Below are 20,154 nucleotides of genomic sequence, written 5' to 3'. Positions count from 1 at the left end.
GACCGGGTGACCCACGCGCACTCCCACACCTTCTCGTCGGGACCGGCCCCGGTGGGTCGGCTGCCCGCCAGGATCGTCGTCGGGCTGCTGGTCGCCATCGGGGTGGCCGTGCTCACCGGGGCGGCGCTGCTGTGGCCGAGCCGCCAGCACGTCGACATCCCGCTGCCGTTCCAGAACGCGGCCGGTGGCCCGGTGACCACGGTGACCGGCCACGTGCTGTCCAGCGGCCTGAGCGACTGCGGCAGCCCGTCGGCCAGCGAGGTGCTCACCAGCACGCCCGAGCCGGCGCAGCCCGGCGCCGGGCGGTGCGTCCAAACGCTCGTCGCGATCGATTCCGGGCCCAACGCCGGGGCCAAGACGCTGCTGGAGTCCTCCCCCGGACCCGGCCAGCCGCACTTCGCGCCCGGCGACCGCGTCCGGCTCGTCCGGCAGGTCGACGACCAGGGCGCGACCAGCTACGCCTTCTACGACTTCGAACGCGGCTGGCCGCTCGTCGGCCTCGCGGTCGCGTTCGCGGTGGTGGTCGTCGCCGTGGCGCGCTGGCGCGGGCTGCTGGCGCTGGTCGGCATCGTGGTGGCCTTCGTGGTGCTCGTCGTGTTCCTGCTGCCGGCGCTGCGGGACGGGGCGCCCGCGGTCCCGGTGGCGCTGGTGGCGTCGGCGGCCATCCTCTACGCGGTGATCTACCTCGCCCACGGGGTCAGCCTGCGCACCAGCGCCGCCCTGCTGGGCACCTTGTCGGCGTTACTGCTGGCCGCCGGATTGTCTTGGGCCGCAGTGGGTCTGGCCCATCTCACCGGCCTGTCCGACGACCAGAACTCCCAGGTATCGGCGTACCTGGGCAACGTGTCGATCAGCGGGCTGCTACTCGCCGGGTTCATCATCGGGTCGCTGGGTGTGCTCAACGACGTGACCGTGACCCAGGCGTCGACGGTGTTCGAGCTGGCACACCTCGGCGGGGACACCTCGCGGCGGGCCATCTTCTCAGGCGCGCTCCGGGTGGGCCGCGACCACATCGCCAGCACGGTGTACACGCTGGTGCTGGCCTACGCCGGGACCTCGCTGCCGTTGCTGCTGCTGTTCAGCGTCGCCAACCGCTCGCTGGGTGACGTGCTGGTCAGCGAGAGCGTGGCCATCGAAGTCGCCCGGTCGGCGGTCGGCGGCATCGCGCTGGCGCTGTCGGTGCCGTTGACGACGGGGATCGCCGCGGTGCTGGCCAAACCGGCCGTCAGCGCGGGTGTTCCAGCATCTGCAGCAGGTAGTCCCCGTAACCGGACTTGACCAGGCTGCGCGCCCGCCCGGCCAGCTGATCGTCGTCGATCCAGCCCTGCCGCCACGCCACCTCCTCGGGGACGCTGACCTTCAGGCCCTGCCGCCGCTCCAGCGTGCGGACGTAGTCGCTGGCGTCCAGCAGCGAGTCGAAGGTTCCCGTGTCCAGCCACGCCGTCCCGCGGGCGAGCACCTCGACGGCCAGCCGGCCCCGGTTCAGGTAGATCTGGTTGACCGCGGTGATCTCGTACTCGCCGCGCGCCGACTTCTTCAGGCCCTTAGCGATCTCGATGACGTCGTTGTCGTAGAAGTACAGGCCCGGCACCGCGTAGTGGGACTTCGGCGTCTCGGGCTTTTCCTCCAGCGACAGCGCCATGCCGTCGGCCCCGAATTCGACGACGCCGTAGGCCGACGGGTTGGCCACCCAGTAGGCGAAAATGGCTCCGCCGCTGATGGATTGGAAGCGGTTCAGGTTGGTGCCCAGGCCCGGACCGTAGAAGATGTTGTCCCCCAACACCAACGCCACCGAGTCGTTGCCGATGTGGTCGGCGCCCAGCACGAAAGCCTGTGCCAGTCCGTCGGGTTGGTTCTGTGTGACGTAGGTCAGGTTGATGCCGAACTGCGAGCCGTCGCCCAGCAGCCGCCGGAATCCGGCCGAGTCGTGCGGTGTCGTGATCACCAGGATGTCGCGGATGCCGGCCATCATCAGCGTGGTCAGCGGGTAGTAGATCATCGGTTTGTCGTAGACGGGCAGCAGCTGCTTGCTGATGCCGATGGTGATCGGATGAAGACGGGTGCCCGACCCGCCAGCCAGAATGATCCCGCGCATGAATGTCTCTCCTATTCGGGTCCTACCCCGGGCCCTAATTTACGAGGTCGGCCTCGGTGAGTTCGGTGGCCGCCAGCGCCGAGGCCAGGTCGTCGTGGCGAAACACCGCGGTGACGTGATCGCGGACCACCCGGAACGCCGACGCCGCGTTGTGCACCGGCCCGTCCGGGCTGCCGACCTTCTGTTCGACGACGACGACGCCGTCGTGCACGTACATCCGGCCCGGCTCGGCCGTGCCCTCTTGCGAGGCGGCCCACCTGCGCAGCGCCTCGTGGCCCTGCGCGGCGCCGTGCGCCTCGCCGATTTCGATGTCGTCGCTGGACAATGCCACCAACGTCTCCAGGTCGGAGGCGTTGAGGGCGTCATGCCACGCCAGAACGGTGGCGATCTCCGATGTGGTCATGGTCAGCAAGGTACCGCGTTCGGCCGAATTAGAAAGGCGTACGGTCCAGCCACTTTTGCCACACCCCGTCGTCGCCGAACAGCTCGATGCCGGTGTCGGCCAGCGGGACGCGGCGCACCACGGCCAGCAGCAACTCGGTGGCGCCGCCGCGCAGCGCGGCGCTGCCCTTGCCGTGCGCGTGCGACCAGGTGACCGCGCCGCCGTCGACACCGATCGTCCATTCGCCCGCGTCGCCCAGCCCCGGGTCGTTGGCGTGCAGATGCAGCGTGTCGCCGTCGGCGAGCGGCAGGGGCTCCCCGTCGCCGCCGGCCCGAATCGCCACTCGCTCAAGCCATTCCGTGATCGCATCGGCGGCGATGTGCGCGTCGAGCGGGAACTCGGCGCCGGTGGCGAGGGCGGCATCGGCGCGGTGCACCACCGTTTCGTGCAGCCGCCGCCGGATCCACCAGTTCGCGGGGCGGGTGCCGAGGAAGGTCCACACCGGGGTTTCCGGGCCCGCCAACTCGACGGCGTCGACGAGCCGCTGCGCGCCGCCGTGCAGCCAGGAGACCGCGTCGGCGGGATCCGGCGGCGGTTTGCCGCCCTCCACGGCGCGGAAGTCGAGGGCGTGGTCGAGGCGGTCGCGCACGATCTGCGCCGCCCAGCGGTCGCCGCGCCCGACGTGACGCAACAGCTGGGTGAGTGTCCAGCCCGGGCAGGTCGGCACCGGCGTGGACTCGTCGGCGTCGCGGAAAAGCTCCGCAAACGCCCGGTTCTCGTCGAGGAACGCGGCCGCATAGTCCACGCGGTCAGGCTACTCGCGATAACGTCCTGTCACCGACTGAGGGAAGGGGCGGGGGTATGTCGTTTGTGACCGCTGCGCCGCAGGCGCTGGGGGCCGCGGCCTCGGATTTGGCCGGAATCGGTGCGACGCTCGGTGCGGCCCGCGCGACCGCGGCGGCCTCGACGACGCGCGTGCTGGCCGCCGGCGGCGACGAGGTGTCGGCCGCGATCGCGGCGCTGTTCTCCAGCCAGGCGCAGGACTTTCAGGCGCTCGGCGCCCAAGCCGCGGCGTTCCACGACCGGTTCGTGCAGGCCGTCAACGGGAATGCGGCCGCGTACGCCTCCGCCGAGGCCGCCAACGTCCAGCAGAGTCTGCTGGACGCGGTGAACGCGCCCACCGAGGCGCTGTTCGGGCGGCCGCTGATCGGCAACGGCGCCAACGGCGCGCCGGGGACCGGCGCGAACGGCGGGGACGCCGGAATCTTGATCGGCAACGGCGGGGCCGGCGGTTCCGGCGGGCCCGGCCACCCCGACGGCGGCAACGGCGGGGCCGCCGGGTTGCTCGGCGCCGCCGGCGCGGGCGGCGCCGGCTGGTCGGGTGCCACCGGCGGCAACGGCGGCAACGGCGGGGCGGGCGCGCTGTTCGGCGCCGGCGGCGCCGGCGGCGCGGGCGGGCTGTCGACGAACGGCCCCGGCGGCCACGGCGGGGCCGGCGGGCCCGGCGGGATCTTTGGCGCCGGCGGCGCGGGCGGCGCCGGCGGGCAATCGACGGGCGGCGCCGGCGGCAGCGGCGGCGCGGGCGGCAACGGCGGGGTGTTCAGCGTCGCGAGCAACGGGGGGATCGGCGGGCCCACCCAGCCCACCGGCGGCGCCGGGGGCGCCGGCGGCGCCGGTACGACCGACGGGGGCAACGGCGGTGCCGGCGGCAACGGCGGGCTGCTCGGCGCCGGCGGGGCCGGCGGCGCGGGCGGGCCCGGCTTCGGCGGCAATGGCGGCAACGGCGGCGGCGGCGGGGCGGGCCAGGTGTGGGGCAACGGCGGCGCCGGCGGAGCCGGCGGCACGGGATCCGCGGGCGCCGGCGGGGCCGGCGGGCACGGCGGCGCCGGCGGCATGTTCGAGGGCTCGGCCGGCGCCGGCGGCAACGGCGGTGACGGCCACACCACCGGCGGCGCCGGCGGGGCCGGCGGCAACACGCGGGGGATCTCCGGCAACGGCGGCGCCGGGGGCGCCGGCGGGGCCGGCCTCACCGGCGCCGGAGGGGCCGGCGGCAACGGCGGCAACTCCGGGCCGGTCCAGGGCACCGCCGGGCGCGGCGGCGACGGCGGCGTCGGCGGCGGCGGGGCCGGCGGGAACGGCGGCAACGGCGGCAGCGCGGGCGGGCTGTCCGGCAGCGGCGGCGCCGGCGGGGCCGGCGCGGCGGGCGCCACCACCGGCGGGGCCGGCGGCAACGGCGGCGGCGCCGCGCTGGTCGGCTACGGCGGCGACGGCGGCCCCGGCGGCCAGGGCATCACCGGCCGCGGCGGTAACGGCGGCAACGGCGGCGCCGCCGTGCTGGTCGGCAACGGCGGCACCGGCGGAAACGCCGGGATCGGCGCGCCGCCAGGCGATTTCGGCGCCGGCGGCACGGGCGGGCTGCTCGGCCAGCGCGGCAACGACGGGCTGGCCTAGGGCCGCGGCGCCCCGAGCCGAAACACCCGCCACCCCGCGTCCGTCCAGCGAGCGACGTCCAGGCAGTTGCGGCCGTCGACGATGACCCGGGCTCGTACCCGGTCGGCCAGGTCGTCGGGATCCAGGTCGACGAATTGGCGCCACTCGGTGAGCACCAGCACCGCGTCCGCGCGCTCGCAGGCCTCTTCGACCGAGACCGCGTAGTTCAGCGTCGGGAACAGCCGCTGCGCGTTGTCCAGCGCCTTGGGGTCGTACACGTTGACCGCGGCGCCGTTGAGCTGCAACTGGCCCGCGACGTTGAGCGCGGGCGAGTCGCGCACGTCGTCGGACTCGGGCTTGAACGCCGCGCCCAGCACGGCGATGTTGGCGCCCAGCAGCGAGCCGCCGCACGCGCTGGTGGCCAGCTCGACCATCCGGGTGCGGCGGCGCATGTTGATGCTGTCCACCTCCCGCAGGAAGGTCAGCGCCTGGTCGGCGCCCAGCTCGCCGGCGCGGGCCATGAACGCGCGGATGTCCTTGGGCAGGCAGCCGCCGCCGAAACCCAAACCGGCGTTGAGGCATTGGCGCCCGATGCGCGGGTCGTGGCCGAGCGCGTCGGCCAGCACGCTGACGTCGGCGCCCGCGGCCTCGCACACCTCGGAGATCGCGTTGATGAACGAGATCTTGGTCGCCAGAAAGGCATTGGCGGACACCTTGACCAGCTCCGCGGTCTGCAGATCGGTCACCAAGAACGGGACGCCGGCGTCCAGCAGCGGGCCGTACAGCTCGCGCACGGCCGCCTCGGCGCGCGTCGAATCCCGTTGCACCCCAAGGACAATGCGGTCGGGATGCAGGGTGTCGTGCACGGCCAGACCCTCACGCAGGAACTCCGGGTTCCACGCGATTTCGACGTCCACGCCGTGCGGGGCCAGCGCGGCGGCGCGGCGGCCCAGCTCGGCGGCGGTGCCCACCGGGACCGTCGACTTGCCGACCAGCACCGAGGGCCGGGTCAGGCGCGGCACCAACATGTCGATGACGGCGTGGACGTGGCGCAGGTCGGCGCCGTACTCGCCCTTCTTCTGCGGCGTGCCGACCCCGAGGAAATGCACGTCGGCGAACTCGGCCGCCATGTCGTAGTCGGTGGAAAACCGCAGCCGCCCGGCGGCCAGGTTCTCGGTCAGCAGTTTGCGCAGGCCCGGCTCGTAGAACGGGATGTCGCCCCCGGCGAGTTTGGCGACCTTGCCGGGATCGATGTCGATCCCGACGACGTCGTGCCCGAGTTCCGCCATCCCGACCGCGTGGGTGGCACCCAGATAACCCGTTCCGAAGACGGTGCATCGCATACCACCGGTGTAGGGGGCCGCGATGAGCTGACTGCATCGCCACGCTGAGCGGCAGGCAAACGGCAGATGACAGATGTCTAGAGGCCGGGGATGCCCGGGATGCCGAACCCGCCGCGACCGTGGCCGCCACCGCCGCCGAACGGGCCGTGCCCGCCGCCGGGGAAGCCGCCGCCGCCGTGGCCGCCGCCGTCGCCGTGACCGCCGCCGGGGCCCCACCCGCCACCGGGCGGGCCGCCGAGGCCCGGGATCGGCAGCGGGATGGGCACGGGAACCGGCGCCACCGGCGGCGGCGCCGGAGCGGGCGCGGGGGCGGCCGGCACCGGGACCGGCGCCGGCGCGGGGGCCTCGGGGGCGGGAGCCGGCGCCGGGGCCGGAACCGCGGCAGGCGGCGGCGCGGGGGCCGGAGCCTCGGGAGCCGGCGCCGGGGCGGGCGCCGCGGGAGCCGGGGCGGGCGCCGGAGCCGGCGCCGCGGGCGGCGGCGCCGCCTGGGTGGGGGCGACGGCGTGCTGCCCGGGGTCGGGGCGCACCCCGGCGGTCGGCCGGATGGCGATCGCCAGCGACACGACCAGCGCCGTCACGCCGACGACGAAGACCGCCGCCAGCGCGCTGCCGATCAGCCGGAAGGACCTGCGCTCGCGATAGCCGCCGACGAGTTGGGTCGGCTGCGCGCCGGTGTAGGCCTCGTCGAACTCGTCGGGCACCGCGCTGTAGGCCAGCGCGTTCGCGCCGGCCTCCGGGGTTTCGAAGTAGCCGGGGGCCACCGCGAACGGGTTGATGGCGCCGGTGCCCGGGTCCTGCGCGTAGGCCAGCGCTGCGGTGGACGACGCGAACAGCGGGGCGTGCGCCGACGCCAGCGCCGCACCGCGGGCCAGCGCCGTGTCCGGCTCCTCGGGGGCCGTCAGCGGCAGCGTGGTCGCGGCCTCGAGGGCCGGCTTGATCATCGGGATGTCGATGCCCGAACCGACGACGAACACGGCGTCGGGCCGGCTCTCCAGCGCCTCGGCGCCCGAGACCATCGAGGCCAGCTGGGTCACCGCCGCGTCGTCGTCGTTGGGCAGGGCCTGGCGGTAGACGTCGGTGACCGAACCGTCGGCGCTGTCGACGACCGCCAGCGTGGCGGTGTCGGGCTCGATGTACAGCAGGGCCGTGCGCCCGTAGTTGGTCTGGTGGCCGACGGCCTGGGCCAGCGCGGCCGCGGCCAGGAACGCCGAGACCAACATCACGTTCTCGACCTTGTGGGCGGCCAGCGCGTCGCGCAGCGCGGCGGCCTCGATGGGGTCGGTGAACGTGACGCCGGTCGACGCCAGCTGATAGCCGCCCTCGGCCGCGCCCTCGCGGGTGCCGAGGATCGCCGACACTACCTGGTCGGCCGCGGTGACCGTTGCCGCGTCGTCCTCGGAGGCCACATCGAAATTGTCCTCGTCGACAGTGGCACCGTCGCCATTTTCGCCTTCGACCAGCACCATACGGACTGCCGTCGGCGCCATCGACACGCCAAGTACGGTGTCCAAAGCTCCTCCATCGGTCGTTTGCTAGCCAGTGAGGACGGAAACGTCGTCGTCGCAAGCCTGAGTCGGCTGCCGCGCGTTGACAGTCCCCGCTCGTATTCCCCTAATTCTTCAATTTTACGCGTCCGCCCGGGCGGCTAGCGGCGCCCGAAGCCGCCGTGGCCGTGGCCGCCGAACCCGCCGTGGCCGTGCCCGCCCCCGAAGGGACCGTGGCCGAAGGGCCCGCGTCCGAACGGCCCGCGCCCAAATGGCCCCCGGCCGCCGAACGGTCCGTGGCCGCCCCCCGCGGGCGGCCCGATCACCGGCACGCGAGGCACCGGCACGAACACGGGCGGCGGCAGCGCCGGCACCGGGACGGCCGGGGCCGCTGCCGGCGCCGGCGGGGCGACGGGGTGCGGCGCCGCGACCGGTGCGGGCGGCTGGATCTTCGGCTGCGCCTGCGGCACCGGCGCGGGAGCGGGCGTCGGCGCCGGGGCGACGACGTTCTGGTTGGGGCTGGGCCGCAGCGCCACAGTCGGACGGATGCTGATCGCCAGCGCGATCTCGAGCGCCACCACGGCGCTGATGAAGATCACCGCGAGCGTACTGCCAACCAGCAGAAGGGATTTGCGCCGCTGCGCGCTCTCACCTAGAGCGGCGTCGTCGTCCGGCACGGCGCTGTAGGCGACGTTGGGCTTGCCCTGCCCGGCGCCGGCGGGCGGCTCGGAGACCCGGTGATGTTCGGGCCGGTATGCGTGAAGCAGCCCGGGAACCTGGCCGGTCAGCGCCAGCGGGTCGACCTCGCCGGTGCCGGGGTCGAGCGCGTAGGCCAGCGCCGCCGTCGAGGACGCGAACAGCGGCGCATTCGCCGAGGCCAGCGCCGCCCCGCGGGCCAGGGCCAGCTCGGGCTCGTCGGGCACCGACAGCGGAAGGGGTGTCGCGGCCTCCAGGGCCGGTTTGATCAGCGGGATGTCGACGCCCGAGCCGACGACGACCACACCCTCCGGCCGCGTTTCCAGCGCGTCGGCCCCCGACACCAGTTCGGCGAGCTCGGCGACCGCCTGGTCGTCGTCGTCGGCGAGGACCCGCCGGTGCACCCCGGAGATCGACCCGTCGGCGGTGTCGACCGAAGCCAACGTCGCGGTGTACGGCTCGACGAACAACAGCGCGGTGTGCGCGTAGTTGGTGGCGTCGCCCACCGCCTGCGTCAGCGCCGCGGCGGCCATGAACGCCGACACCAGCATGACGTTTTCGATCTTGTGGGCGATCAGCGCGTCGCGCAGCAGCGCGGCCTGGACGTGGTCGGTCCAGGTCACGCCTGTCGACAACAACCGGAAGCCGCCCTCGTCGGCGCTCTCGCGGGTGCCGAGGATGGCGGAGACCACCTGGTTGGGTGCCGTGGCGGGCCCGCCGGCGGTGGTGTCGTCGACGTCGAAGTTGTCCTGGTCGACGGTGACCCCGTCGGCGCTTTCGCCTTCCACCAGCACCATGCGGACTTTCGTCGGCGCCATGGAGACGCCGAGCACGATGCCCACCACCGCTGAAAACTCCCTCTCGATGGTTTGCTGCGTCGCTGGGCGGGGTGGCGCGGCTTTTCGGCCTGCCCCAGTATTTCGACCCTACCCGCGCCGCGACGGAGTTGAGTCTGCGTGTATGGCGTCAAAGTGCGAGTAGGCCGCGCCGTGGACGCAGAGTCAACGAGGCGGGGCGCCGCTAGTGGTGTCCGCCTCCGCCGGCGTGACCGCCACCGCCGCCGAAGCCGCCCAGGCCGCCACCGCCACCGAACGGTCCGCCGCCGCCACCGATCGGTCCGCCGCCGCCGGCGTGGCCGCCGCCGAACGGCCCACCTCCGCCACCGAACGGCCCGCCGCCACCGAAGGGTCCGCCCCCGCCGATCGGCCCGCCACCAACGGGCCCACCGCCAATGGGCCCACCGCCGCCGTGACCGCCGCCGAACGGCCCGCCGCCGCCGAATGGCCCACCGCCGCCGAAGGGTCCGCCGCCGCCGATCGGCCCGCCGGGACCGCCGGGACCGTTGCCCGGCGTCGGAATGTGGATCGGCCCACCGGGACCGCCGGGTCCGCCCGGACCGTTGCCCGGCGTCGGGATATGGATCGGCCCACCGGGACCGCCGGGTCCGCCCGGACCATTACCCGGAGTCGGGATATGGATCGGCCCGCCGGGACCGCCGGGTCCGCCCGGACCGTTGCCCGGCGTCGGAATGTGGATGGGCCCACCGGGGCCGCCGGGGCTGCTCGGGTTGGGCAGCGAGCCCTGCCCGGGCGGAGTTTGGTGCGGCGGCGAATGCGGGAGCGTGCCGACGCCCTGCGGCGGTGATGGCGGCTGCGGAATATGCACCGGCGCCGGGGGTGTCACGGGTTTCGGCGGCGACAGCAGCGGCGGGATCTGGAGCACCGGCGGGCTCGCAACGGGGTTGGGGACGGGCAGGCGAAGCGGCGGCGCGGGGACCGGCGCCAGCGGGGGCAGCACCACCGGCACGGGCACCGGAACCGGAACGGGAGCCGCGGGGATCGGCGGAGCGACCGGAACCGGGGCCGCGGCCGCGGGTGGCGGCGCGGCCGGCGGCGGGTTCACCGGCCGGGGCGCCATCATCGGCGCCGGGACGGTGAAGTTCGGCTTCGGCGCGGCCGCCTGAACCGGTGCGGGCGGCGGGGCCTGTTGCGTTGGGACGATAAGGCTTTGGCCCGGGGTGGGCCGCAAGCCGACGGCACCCGTCGTGCGGATGCCGACCGCCAGTGCGATCTCCAGCGCCAGCACCGCGCTGATGCCGACGACCGCCAGCCCACTGCCGATCAACAGGGCCGGACGGCGCCGCGGCTGCTCCGGCTCCTGGGCGAAGAGCTTTTCGATCACGACGGTCTGGGCGTCGGCGTCGTCGTCCCCCACCGCGCTGTAGGCGACGTCGTCGTCGCCGAATTCGGTTCCGACCCTGAGGTAGTCGGGCAGGGCGGCGTGGTCGACCGCGCCGGTGCCCGGGTCTTGGGCGTAGGCCAGGGCCGCCGTCGACGACGCGAACAGCGGCGCGTTCGCCGACGCCAACGCCGCGCCGCGGGCCAGGGCGGTGTCGGGCTCCTCGGGCGCGCTGACGTCCAGCGAGGTCACGGCCTCGAGTGCCGGCTTGATCGGGGCGAGGTCGACGCCCGAGCCGACCAGGAACAGCCCGCCGGGGGCCAGGCCGCTGTGTTCCAGCCCGACGACCATGCCACTGAGTTGGGTGATGGCGTCGTCGTAGGACTCGGCGTAGATCGCCTGCTTGCAGACGTCAACGATGGAACCGTCGGAGGTCTCGACGACGGCCAGCGTCGCGGTGTCGGGCTCGATGTACAGGACCGCGGTGCGCTCGTAACCCACTGCGCCGCCGACACTTTGGGCCAGCGCCGCCGCCGCCAGAAACGCCGACACCAGCATGACGTTCTCGATCTTGTGGGCGGCCAGCGCGTCGCGCAGGGCGGCCGCCTCGAATTGATCGGTCCACGTCACGCCGATGGCCGACAGCTCCAGCCCGGCGTCGGCCGCGCCTTCACGGGTGCCGAGGATGGCGGCGACCACTTGGTCGGGCGCGGTCGCGGTGGCCGCGCCGCCGGTGGCGGTGACGTCGAACTCGTCCTCGTCCACCGTGGCGCCGTCGGCGTTTTCGCCTTCGAGCACCACCATCTGGATCGACGCCGGTGCCATCGACACCCCGAGCACGATGTCCAAAACAAACCCCTCCAAAGGTATTTGCAGCGAAGCCACGGTCGCGCGGAGGAGGAAACCACCGACCATTCCATCTTGGCGCAAAAGCGCTGTGCGGACGCCTTGTCGAACCTAGGTACTTCGTATGAAGTTCTGGTAGGAGCGTGACGGCGTCGGCCCCCTCTGGCCCTGATACTTCGACCCCACGTGGGAGCTGCCATAGGGGTGCTCCGCCGGACTGGTCAGCCGAAGGATGCACAGCTGGCCGATCTTCATGCCCGGCCACAGGGTGATCGGCAGGTTGGCGACATTGGACAGTTCCAGCGTGATGTGGCCGCTGAAGCCGGGGTCGATGAAGCCGGCGGTGGAATGGGTCAGCAGACCCAGGCGGCCCAGCGACGATTTGCCCTCCAGGCGCCCGGCGAGGTTGTCGGGCAGGGTGAACAGCTCCAGCGTCGAGCCGAGCACGAACTCGCCGGGGTGCAGCACGAACGGCTCGCCGTCGACGGGTTGCACCAGGCTGGTCAACTCGTCCTGTTGCCGCGCGGGATCGATATGGGTGTAGCGGGTGTTGTTGAACACCCGGAACATGCAGTCGAGCCGGACGTCGATGCTGGAGGGCTGCACCAGGGTGTCGTCGTACGGGTCGATGCCCAACCGGCCGGCGGAGATTTCGGACCTCAGGTCACGATCGGAGAGCAGCACCCGACGAGCGTATCCGCTGGGCCGCTCCGGTCGTCCTCAGTCGGCCAGGTACATTTCGGCGCCGGTGGGATACCCGCCGCCGGTCGTCGTCACGTGGACGTGGTCGAAGTGGCCGAGCCGGCTGGGCTGCGCGCCGCCGGGCGTGTAGTAGACGCCGCGCCAGATCGCGTCCTGGATCGCGAACCGCTTCGCGTTCTGCATCACGTACGCGACGATCGCGTTGCCCAGCGCGATGCCGTCGGCGCTGCCGGGGTTGGGGATCATGACGTCGAGCGCCAGGCCGCGGGGGTGCCACGGCAGCGCATCCGGTCGGCAACCGCCGATCTCGTGGATCTGGGGGAACGCCGCGCTGATCGCGCGGGCGGCCAGGATCGTCCTGACCTGAAGACCCTGCTCCGACGCGACGCCGACGGGCAGGAACCGGGACCGCGTGTGATACCTCGACGCCACGGGCGGGGCGTCGACGAACCCGGCTTTATTGGGCGCGGCGTGTGCCGCGGTGACGATTTCCAAACAGCACGGCGGGCCGTCCTCGATAACGGGTTTGGCGTCCTCGTGGGTGGGCATTGGGCGGACGTCCCCGGCGGCCGCGAAGAAGACGGCGGCGGGAGCGAGCAGTGCAGCCAGCACACCTGGCGACTTTCGGCGCTTCCTGGCTAATTCGTGCCGACCCACGGCAAGCACATTACGACCAGATCACGGAATAATAAAATAGGCATTGTCTAAAAATGCTGGACAACATTTAATCGCGTTGCTTACGTCACAGTCCTCGGGTGTGAAGCCACGGCGTCGAGAGTGAACCCAGGGCGCGATCCGGGCCGCAATCCCGCCACAGGCTCACAGCCAAAGCCGTGGGCTCACACTCGACAGCTGCGGCCGCCGCACGCCTGCCGCTGGTGCCGAATGCTAGCCTTTCGGAGCAACCGCGCCGATGTAGTTCAATGGCAGAACATCAGCTTCCCAAGCTGAATACGCGGGTTCGATTCCCGTCATCGGCTCCACATTCACCAGCGGAACTGACCTGCGCAGCCAGCCTGTACAGCCGGTCGCTCACCAGCCGAAAAAATCGGCAAAACCACTCCACGCCTCAGCCGGAGCGCGATGATGTATTCATCCCGCTTGGATGTGATGGCCAGCGGTTTCCGGGGGGGCATGGCGTGGTCGCCATGACTCACCGGGAGGTGTCCGATGTCATTTGTAAACGCGGTGCCGGAGGCGCTGGCAACTGCAGCAACGGATTTAAGCCAGATCGAATCGGCGCTCAGCGCGGCCAACGTGGCGGCAAGTGCTCCGACGACGGCGGTGGCGGCGGCGGGGGCCGACGAGGTGTCGGCGGCCATCGCGGCGTTATTTTCCGGACACGCCCAGGCGTATCAGGCGCTCAGCGCGCGGGCGGTGACGTTTCAGGCCGAATTTGCCCAGAATTTGACCGGCGGTGCGGCGTCGTATGCCAGTGCTGAGACCACCGCTGCCACGGTGCTACAGCCCGTTCTCACCGCAATCAACGCGCCCTTCCTGACACTGACTGGGCGACCGCTAATCGGCAACGGCGCCAACGGTGCTACGGGCAGCGGGGCCAATGGCGGGGCCGGTGGAATCTTGTTCGGAAGCGGCGGCAATGGCGGGTCTGGCGGGGCCGGCCAGAACGGCGGCGCCGGCGGGGCCGCGGGGTTGTTCGGTATGGGCGGCGCCGGTGGGGCCGGCGGGCCCGGCACCACCACCGGCGGGGCCGGCGGGGCCGGCGGGTTGCTATTCGGGGCCGGCGGCAGTGGCGGTGCCGGTGGATTCAACGCCGCCGGCACCGGGGGGAACGGCGGGCCCGGCGGGGCCGGCGGACTATTCAGCTCGGGCGGCACCGGCGGCCCCGGCGGCAGCGGCAACGGCGCCGCGGGTAATGGCGGTGCCGGCGGCCCAGGTGGCACTGCGGGGCTGTTCGGGGTCGGCGGTGCTGGCGGCATCGGCGGATTCTCCGGTACCGCCGTCGCGGGTCCCGGCGGGGCCGGCGGGGCCGGTGGGCTGATCGGCACCGGCGGCCCCGGCGGCTTAGGCGGCGCCGGCGGTAGTGCCGGCGCGATCAGCGGGAATGGCGGCGCCGGTGGCCTAGGTGGCGTCCTCGGCGGCGATGGCGGGGCTGGCGGCGCCGGCGGCGGCGGCGGCGCAATCAACGGCAAGGGCGGGGCCGGCGGCGCGGCGGGCATGTTCTTCGGCGATGGCGGGGGCGGGGGCGCCGGCGGCGGTGGAGGCTCGATTGCCGGGGACGGGGGAATCGGCGGCGCGGCAGGCTTATTCGCCGGCGCCGGCGGCGCTGGCGGGGCCGGCGGCACCGCCAGCGCCATTGGCGGGAAGGGGGGCGCGGGCGGCCGGGCAGCAATGCTCTTCGGCACCGGCGGCAGCGGCGGCGGCGGTGGTGCCGCCTCGGGCGCCGCGATAGGCGGGGACGGCGGAGCCGGCGGCAATGCGGGCATGCTCTTCGGCGACGGTGGTTCCGGTGGCGCCGGCGGTATCAGCGCCATCATCGGCGGGAATGGCGGGGCCGGAGGCATGGCCGGGTTAGTCGGCAACGGCGGGCACGGTGGTGACGGCGGGATCGACGCCACGAACAACCCCAGCGGCGCGGGCGGCATCGGTGGTCGAGGTGGCAACGCCGTGCTCCTCGGCAACGGTGGCAACGGCGGCAACGGCGGGTTCGCCGTGACCCCGGGCAAAGACGGAGCAGCCGGAGCTGGCGGCACCGGCGGGCAGCTGCTAGGCCTGGACGGGTCACCCGGGCTCCCGTAGCCGCGTTCCGTAGACCGACGCTGGTGGCGTTTGCGCTGTCAGAGGGGTAGTCCGGGTCGCCAAGGCCATCCGCATTCTCGACCGCTGAGCATCACAGGTGTGCCTTCAAGGTCGTCGGCTAGCGGCGTACCGGAGTGGCAGTTGACCAGTGCCAACGTCTGGGCGTAGAAAGATACCTCCCAAGCTGAACACGCGGGTTCGATTCCCGTCATCGGCTCCACACTGAGCAGCTCGCCCGGCGCCGAAGCGCCGAAATTTATTCCGCAACAATTGATTTCGCCGACCTGAACATCGGACGACTGCAAGCATCCGGTCCATCGACCGGCTGGTAGCTTAGCCCCCATGGGTGCCTTGGATGGACGCGTGGCCTTGATCACCGGCGGGGCTCGAGGGCAGGGCCGCGCGCATGCGTTGGCATTGGCTGCCGAGGGAGCCGACATCGTGGCCGCCGATGCCCCGGCTGCGATGACGGAACTGACCTACCCCCTGGGCACCGAGGATGACTTACGGGAGACGGCGAAGCTGGTGGAAGCGCTGGGCGGGCGTTGCGTGCCGCTGACCCTGGACGTGCGCGATTCCGCCGCGGTCGGCGCCGCGATGAAGCAGACGGTCGCGGACATGGGCAGCCTCGACATCGTGGTGGCCAACGCCGGAATCGTCAGCACCGGGCCGCTGGAAGATGTCAGCGACGTGGTGTGGCAACAACTCGTCGACACGAACCTGACCGGCGCGTTCCACACCCTGCGGGCGGCCATCCCGGTGATGCGGCAGCAGCGGTTCGGACGGATCGTCGTGACCTCGTCGATGGGCGGCCGGATGGGCATCCCCGAGCTGGCCGCCTACAACGCCACCAAGTGGGGCGTCATCGGCCTCGCGAAATCCGCCGCGCTGGAGGTCGCCAAGGAGGGCATCACGATCAACGTCGTCTGCCCGACCACGACCCAGACGCCGATGGTGCAACCCACCGGCACTGACGACGTCCCCGACGACCTGGTGCGCCGGATGACGAAAGCCAACCCGATACCTCAACCCTGGCTGCAGCCCGAGGACGTCAGCCGCGGGGTGCTGTATCTGGTCACCGACCCCGGCGTCATCACCGGAAGCGTGCTCGAGATCGGCCTCGGCGGCAGCGCCCGCATCCACTGATCCGGGGACCTGGTGGCATCGGTGATGCCAAGATGTGGGCATGAGCGACCGACGGGTTCGCTATGCGCGCAACGGCTCCGTCCGGCTCGCCTACCGCGAGTTCGGCGAGGGTGACACCACCCTCGTCTGGAACCCGGGCTGGTTCAGCAACGTCGACCTCGTCGACGAACCCGCGAGTCCGGTCGCGGCCGTCGTCGAACGACTGGCCGAGGTCACCCGGACCATAGTGTGGGACAAACGCGGCACCGGCCTCTCGGATCCGGCCACCCACGTCCCGCCGCTCGACGAGCGAATGGATGATCTTCATGCCATTCTCGACGCCGCCCAGGTCGATCGTCCCGCCTTGTTCGGCATGTCCGAGGGTGGCCCGATGAGCCTGTTGTTCGCGGCGACGTATCCAGAACGCGTTCACTCGCTGGTGATGTACGGCGTGGTCGCACGGTTTTCGCAGGAGCTTCCGGATTGCCCCTGGGGATTCACCGCGAAAGAGAAGGCCGACCATCTGGAAGTCATCGAAAGCCATTGGGGTGAAGGCGCGCTCGCTGAGCTGTTCTTCGGGGAGTTCGCCGAGGTACCGGGATTTCGCGACCTCTACGGCCGGTACCAACGGGCGAGCGCGAGCCCGACGATGGCCGCGTGGCTGTGGCAGGCGCTGCTGGAGATCGACGTTCGCGGCATCCTCGGTTCGGTCCGCGCACCGAGCCTGGTGCTGGCGAGGCCGGGTGACCTGATGGCTCCGTTGGAGGGCGCGACGGCATTGGCGGCCGCAATCCCCGGCGCCCGGTTCAAGGAGCTCCCCGAGGGACCGCACGCGCTCGTCGACGATGCGGTGGGTTCGGCGATCCTCGACTTCGTCTGCGGCACATCGGGTACCGCGGTCGACGAGCGAGTGGTCAAGACGGTGCTGTTCACCGACATCGTCAGTTCCACCGAACTGCTCAGCGCACGCGGCGACGCCCACTGGCGACGCCAGCTCGATGCCCACGACAAAGTCATCGACGGGCTGTTGGAGAAGTTCGGCGGCCAGCGTGCGAAGCACACGGGAGACGGCGTCTTCGCGCTCTTCGACGGGCCGACCAAGGCGGCTCGCTGCGCGTTGGAAATGGTCCCGGCCCTCGCCGCGCGCGGCATCCGAATCCGGGCGGGCGTCCACACCGGCGAGTGCGAGCGACGCGGTGAGGAGTGGAGCGGGTTGGCCGTTCACACGGGAGCCCGCATCGGGGCGCTGGCGGGGGCGGGCGAGGTGCTGGCCAGCCGCACCGTCCGCGATCTTTCCGCGGGATCGGGCCTGACATTCGAAAGCCTTGGCCCACAACGCCTCAAGGGGCTCGCCGAGGAGACCGAGGTTTTCCGGGTCGCCACTCCGCCGGGCGGCCTGGCCCCTTAGTTCACGCCGGCGTCAACCCATTCGGGCCGTTGATGCCGCCGATGTAGTACCCGCCGAAGCCACCGGGGCCGCCAACGCCCGGGGTGACCCCGATGCCGCCATTGCCGCCGGCCCCGCCGATGCCGAACAGCAGGCCCCCGTAGCCGCCCTGGCTGCCGTTGCCGCCGAACGCCAAGCCGGCCGCGCCGTAGCCGTTGCCGCCGTGGCCGCCGAGCCCGAAGAGGAGACCGCCGAGCCCGCCGAGCCCACCGGTGCCGCCGTGGCCGCCTGCCTGCGCGGCCCCGCCGTCGCCGCCGGCTCCGCCGATGCCGAAGAAGGTGCCGCCGTCGCCGCCATATCCGCCGACCCCGCCGGTGCCGCCGGCGGACTGCGCCGCGCCGCCGGGGCCGCCGTTGCCGCCGATGCCGAACAGGGTGCCGCTGCCGCCGCCGCCCTGGCCGCCCTGGCCGCCGATGTTGGTGGGGCCGACGGCCGGCCCGCCGGCGCCGCCGTCGCCCCCGGTGCTGACGAGGTTGAACAGGATGTTCCCGCTGCCGCCGTTCCCGCCGAGGCCTGCAACCCCGACGTTGCTCGTCGCGGCCCCACCGGTGCCGCCTGCCCCGCCGGCGCCGTAGAGCAGGCCGAGGCCGTCGCCGCCGCCACCGCCCCAGCCGGCGACGATGTTGCTGGCCCCGCCGGCGCCACCGAAACCGCCGTTGCCGAACAGAATTCCGCCGCTGCCGCCGAAGCCGCCGTCCCCGGCGACGCCGTTGGGGCAGGCGCCGCCCGGCCCGCCGAGGCCGCCGTTGCCGAACAGCCCGGCGGCGTTGCCGCCGTTGCCGCCGAAGCCGGCGAAGCCGTTGCCGATGGCCCCACCGGCTCCGCCGCGCCCGCCGTTGCCGAACAGGAACCCGCCGCTGCCGCCGTTGCCGCCGTTCTGGCCGGGCGCGCCGGAACCGCCGGCGCCGCCGTTGCCCCACAACAACCCGCCGTTCTGCCCGTTGGCGCCGGTTCCGTTGGTGCCGTCGGCGCCGTCGCCGATCAGCGGCCGCCCCAGCAGCGCATCGAAGGGCGCGTTGATCTGGTCAAGGAGGTTTTGCAAGGGATTGGCGTTGGCGGCCTCGGCGGCGGCATAGGAACCCGCACCCGCATTCAGGAGCTCGACGAACCGCTGGTGGAATGCCGCCGCCTCGGCGCCGATCGCCTGGTAGGCACGCGCGTGCGCGCCGAACATCGCCGCGACGGCCACCGACACCTCGTCGCCACCCGCGGCCAGCACCGTCGACGTTGGCGCCGCCGCTGCCGCGTTGGCCGCGCCGATCGCCGCAGCGATATTCGCCAGATCCGAGGCCGCGGCCGTCACATACTCCGGGACCGCGATGACAAACGACATGCCGACCTCCGCCCTACCGGCCGCCCATTGGCCGCCGAGTGGCGAAACCGTATCGATGTGCCCCGTCTACCGATCCCAAGTTCGGCGGACATTGAGCCCGCGAAAGTGCAACTGCCGAGGCATTTCTCGAGAAAGGGTGTCGCCAGTTGCACCCTCGCGGTGGTGGGGTGCGCCTAGAACCAGCCGTTGGGCCCGGGAAGGCCGGGCGTGCCCGCGGTCCCGGCAACAGTGCCCGCGACTTGAAAGAAAGTGACGACGCCGCTGGTATTGCCGCTGGTAAAGACGATCGTCACCGGGGTCGTGGTGCCGAAAGAGCCGGCCGCGCTCGCTGGACTCACGGAGTAGACGTTGGAGGTGGGCAGGAAGGCGACGATGTTGCCTGATCCGGGGGCGTTGTTGACGATCGTGAAGTCCCCGCCGACGGTGAGGTTCACGGCCGTGGATGGACTGCCGGTGCCCCCTTGCCCGCCGGCGCCGCCCTGACCGTGGAGCCACCCGCCGCGCCCGCCGTCGCCGCCATTGCCGCCGTTCAGGACGAACGGTGTGGTCTGGCCGGCGGCCAGGGTCGCGTCGTTGGGTCCGGCGCTGCCGCCGTTCCCGCCGCTTCCGCCGGCGCCCCACAACCCCGCGGCCCCACCGGCCCCGCCTATGCCGCCCGTAAAGGCGCCGACGCCGGCATCCCGCACGGCCAGCCCGCCGGTGCCCCCGCCCCCGCCGTTGCCGTAGAAAAACCCGCCCGCGCCGCCGGCCCCGCCCGCCGCGCCGGCCCCGCCGGCGCCGCCGAATCCGCCGTTGCCGATCAACCCCGCGGCTCCGCCGGCCCCGCCGGCCACCCCGGGGTTGCCCGTTTCCGAAAAACCGTTGCCGCCGCTGCCGTACAACAACCCGCCGGCCCCGCCGTTGGGGCTGGCCGCCGTCCCATTGGCGCCGTCACCGATCAGCGGGCGGCCGAGCAGCGCGTTGGTGGGCGCGTTGATCACTGCCAACACGTCTTGCTGCAGCGTCTGCAGCGGCGAGGCATTGGCCGCCTCGGCGGCCGCATACGCGCCGCCCGCGCCGCTCAATGCCTGCACGAACTGGGCATGAAACGCCGCGGCCTGGCCGCTGAGCGCTTGATAGGCCCGCGCGTGACCGCTGAACACCGCCGTGATGGCCGCCGACACCTCGTCGCCGGCCGCAGGCGCCATGGTCGTAATCGGGGCCGCCGCATGAGCCGCGCTCAGCCCCGAGCCGATGGTGGACAGATCCGTTGCCGCCCGAGCCAGGCACTCCGGGGCCGCCGCCAGATACGACATCGCGTCCTCCCGCCGTCGGGTGATCGCTCAGCGTACGC

General features: G+C 72.7%; 15 protein-coding genes, 1 tRNA gene and 1 pseudogene. 6 read left to right on the top strand and 11 right to left on the bottom strand.

Going from position 1 to position 20,154, the window contains the following annotated elements; translation table 11 throughout:
- The first annotated feature begins 6 nt into the window (after positions 1 to 6).
- Positions 7 to 1,278 (top strand): YibE/F family protein, encoded by a 1,272-nt coding sequence (locus tag AC5Y4Z_RS23415; RefSeq protein WP_499967288.1) that lies wholly within the window; start codon positions 7 to 9, stop codon positions 1,276 to 1,278.
- Here the strand turns inward: AC5Y4Z_RS23415 and rfbA are convergent.
- From rfbA to AC5Y4Z_RS23400, 3 genes are read right to left on the bottom strand one after another with little or no spacing between them, the layout of a single operon-like run.
- Positions 1,226 to 2,095: a glucose-1-phosphate thymidylyltransferase RfbA gene (gene rfbA / locus AC5Y4Z_RS23410; RefSeq protein WP_499967287.1), complete on the bottom strand. Its 870-nt coding sequence runs from the start codon at positions 2,093 to 2,095 to the stop codon at positions 1,226 to 1,228. The two genes, AC5Y4Z_RS23415 and rfbA, sit on opposite strands and share 53 nt — an antisense overlap.
- A 34-nt stretch (positions 2,096 to 2,129) precedes the next feature.
- On the bottom strand, positions 2,130 to 2,498 hold the full coding sequence (locus AC5Y4Z_RS23405; RefSeq protein WP_499967286.1) for a nuclear transport factor 2 family protein: 369 nt from the start codon (positions 2,496 to 2,498) through the stop codon (positions 2,130 to 2,132).
- A 28-nt stretch (positions 2,499 to 2,526) separates the two neighbouring features.
- The gene (locus AC5Y4Z_RS23400; RefSeq protein WP_499967285.1) at positions 2,527 to 3,282 is read right to left on the bottom strand and encodes a maleylpyruvate isomerase family mycothiol-dependent enzyme; all 756 of its coding nucleotides are present in this window, start codon (positions 3,280 to 3,282) and stop codon (positions 2,527 to 2,529) included.
- Positions 3,283 to 3,338: 56 nt separating this feature from the next.
- Here AC5Y4Z_RS23400 and AC5Y4Z_RS23395 point away from each other — a divergent pair, with 56 nt between their 5' ends.
- Positions 3,339 to 4,928 (top strand): PE family protein, encoded by a 1,590-nt coding sequence (locus tag AC5Y4Z_RS23395; protein WP_499967284.1) that lies wholly within the window; start codon positions 3,339 to 3,341, stop codon positions 4,926 to 4,928.
- Here AC5Y4Z_RS23395 and AC5Y4Z_RS23390 read toward each other — a convergent pair.
- The 6 genes from AC5Y4Z_RS23390 to AC5Y4Z_RS23365 form a co-directional block, all read right to left on the bottom strand.
- A complete protein-coding gene (locus AC5Y4Z_RS23390) occupies positions 4,925 to 6,250 on the bottom strand; it encodes a UDP-glucose dehydrogenase family protein (protein WP_499967283.1) in 1,326 nt (441 codons plus the stop codon). The two genes, AC5Y4Z_RS23395 and AC5Y4Z_RS23390, sit on opposite strands and share 4 nt — an antisense overlap.
- A gap of 77 nt (positions 6,251 to 6,327) precedes the next feature.
- On the bottom strand, positions 6,328 to 7,761 hold the full coding sequence (locus tag AC5Y4Z_RS23385; RefSeq protein ID WP_499967282.1) for a DUF7159 family protein: 1,434 nt from the start codon (positions 7,759 to 7,761) through the stop codon (positions 6,328 to 6,330).
- A 134-nt stretch (positions 7,762 to 7,895) separates the two neighbouring features.
- The gene (locus AC5Y4Z_RS23380; protein ID WP_499967281.1) at positions 7,896 to 9,275 is read right to left on the bottom strand and encodes a DUF7159 family protein; all 1,380 of its coding nucleotides are present in this window, start codon (positions 9,273 to 9,275) and stop codon (positions 7,896 to 7,898) included.
- A 175-nt stretch (positions 9,276 to 9,450) separates the two neighbouring features.
- Entirely contained in the window at positions 9,451 to 11,457 is a 2,007-nt protein-coding gene (locus AC5Y4Z_RS23375) for a DUF7159 family protein (protein WP_499967280.1), read from the bottom strand.
- Between the two features lie 108 nt (positions 11,458 to 11,565).
- Positions 11,566 to 12,138, bottom strand: a complete 573-nt coding sequence (gene dcd / locus AC5Y4Z_RS23370; RefSeq protein WP_499967279.1) for a dCTP deaminase — start codon at positions 12,136 to 12,138, stop codon at positions 11,566 to 11,568.
- Positions 12,139 to 12,174: 36 nt separating this feature from the next.
- On the bottom strand, positions 12,175 to 12,813 hold the full coding sequence (locus AC5Y4Z_RS23365; protein ID WP_499967278.1) for a VldE C-terminal domain-containing protein: 639 nt from the start codon (positions 12,811 to 12,813) through the stop codon (positions 12,175 to 12,177).
- A 252-nt stretch (positions 12,814 to 13,065) separates the two neighbouring features.
- On the opposite strand from AC5Y4Z_RS23365, the gene AC5Y4Z_RS23360 reads away from it, so the two are divergent.
- From AC5Y4Z_RS23360 to AC5Y4Z_RS23345, 4 genes are all read left to right on the top strand, one after another.
- Positions 13,066 to 13,139 (top strand) — tRNA-Gly (locus tag AC5Y4Z_RS23360).
- A 187-nt stretch (positions 13,140 to 13,326) separates the two neighbouring features.
- Positions 13,327 to 14,916 carry a PE family protein gene (locus tag AC5Y4Z_RS23355; protein WP_499967277.1) on the top strand — a complete coding sequence of 530 codons (1,590 nt, stop codon included), beginning with the start codon at positions 13,327 to 13,329 and terminating at the stop codon, positions 14,914 to 14,916.
- A gap of 342 nt (positions 14,917 to 15,258) precedes the next feature.
- Entirely contained in the window at positions 15,259 to 16,062 is an 804-nt protein-coding gene (locus AC5Y4Z_RS23350; RefSeq protein WP_499967276.1) for a mycofactocin-coupled SDR family oxidoreductase, read from the top strand.
- Between the two features lie 40 nt (positions 16,063 to 16,102).
- Positions 16,103 to 17,449: an adenylate/guanylate cyclase domain-containing protein gene (locus tag AC5Y4Z_RS23345; RefSeq protein ID WP_499967275.1), complete on the top strand. Its 1,347-nt coding sequence runs from the start codon at positions 16,103 to 16,105 to the stop codon at positions 17,447 to 17,449.
- A 1-nt stretch (position 17,450) separates the two neighbouring features.
- Here AC5Y4Z_RS23345 and AC5Y4Z_RS23340 read toward each other — a convergent pair whose 3' ends face one another.
- Positions 17,451 to 18,821: a PE family protein gene (locus AC5Y4Z_RS23340; protein WP_499967274.1), complete on the bottom strand. Its 1,371-nt coding sequence runs from the start codon at positions 18,819 to 18,821 to the stop codon at positions 17,451 to 17,453.
- Positions 18,822 to 19,231: 410 nt separating this feature from the next.
- A pseudogene (locus tag AC5Y4Z_RS23335) lies at positions 19,232 to 20,116 on the bottom strand (PE family protein); the annotation flags it as partial.
- Between the last annotated feature and the right edge of the window lie 38 nt (positions 20,117 to 20,154).

This window comes from Mycobacterium sp. NGS63, assembly GCF_059812295.1.
The sequence above is the reverse complement of the archived record's forward strand: the minus strand, read 5'-3'. Positions and strand labels throughout refer to the sequence as shown.

Excerpts from the sequence above, each read along its gene's own strand:
- AC5Y4Z_RS23355 (WP_499967277.1), top strand. The coding sequence starts at position 13,327 with ATGTCATTTGTAAACGCGGTGCCGGAGGCGCTGGCAACTGCAGCAACG.
- rfbA (WP_499967287.1), bottom strand. The coding sequence starts at position 2,095 with ATGCGCGGGATCATTCTGGCTGGCGGGTCGGGCACCCGTCTTCATCCG.
- AC5Y4Z_RS23345 (WP_499967275.1), top strand. The coding sequence starts at position 16,103 with ATGAGCGACCGACGGGTTCGCTATGCGCGCAACGGCTCCGTCCGGCTC.
- AC5Y4Z_RS23405 (WP_499967286.1), bottom strand. The coding sequence starts at position 2,498 with ATGACCACATCGGAGATCGCCACCGTTCTGGCGTGGCATGACGCCCTC.
- AC5Y4Z_RS23340 (WP_499967274.1), bottom strand. The coding sequence starts at position 18,821 with ATGTCGTTTGTCATCGCGGTCCCGGAGTATGTGACGGCCGCGGCCTCG.
- AC5Y4Z_RS23350 (WP_499967276.1), top strand. The coding sequence starts at position 15,259 with ATGGGTGCCTTGGATGGACGCGTGGCCTTGATCACCGGCGGGGCTCGA.
- AC5Y4Z_RS23395 (WP_499967284.1), top strand. The coding sequence starts at position 3,339 with ATGTCGTTTGTGACCGCTGCGCCGCAGGCGCTGGGGGCCGCGGCCTCG.
- AC5Y4Z_RS23390 (WP_499967283.1), bottom strand. The coding sequence starts at position 6,250 with ATGCGATGCACCGTCTTCGGAACGGGTTATCTGGGTGCCACCCACGCG.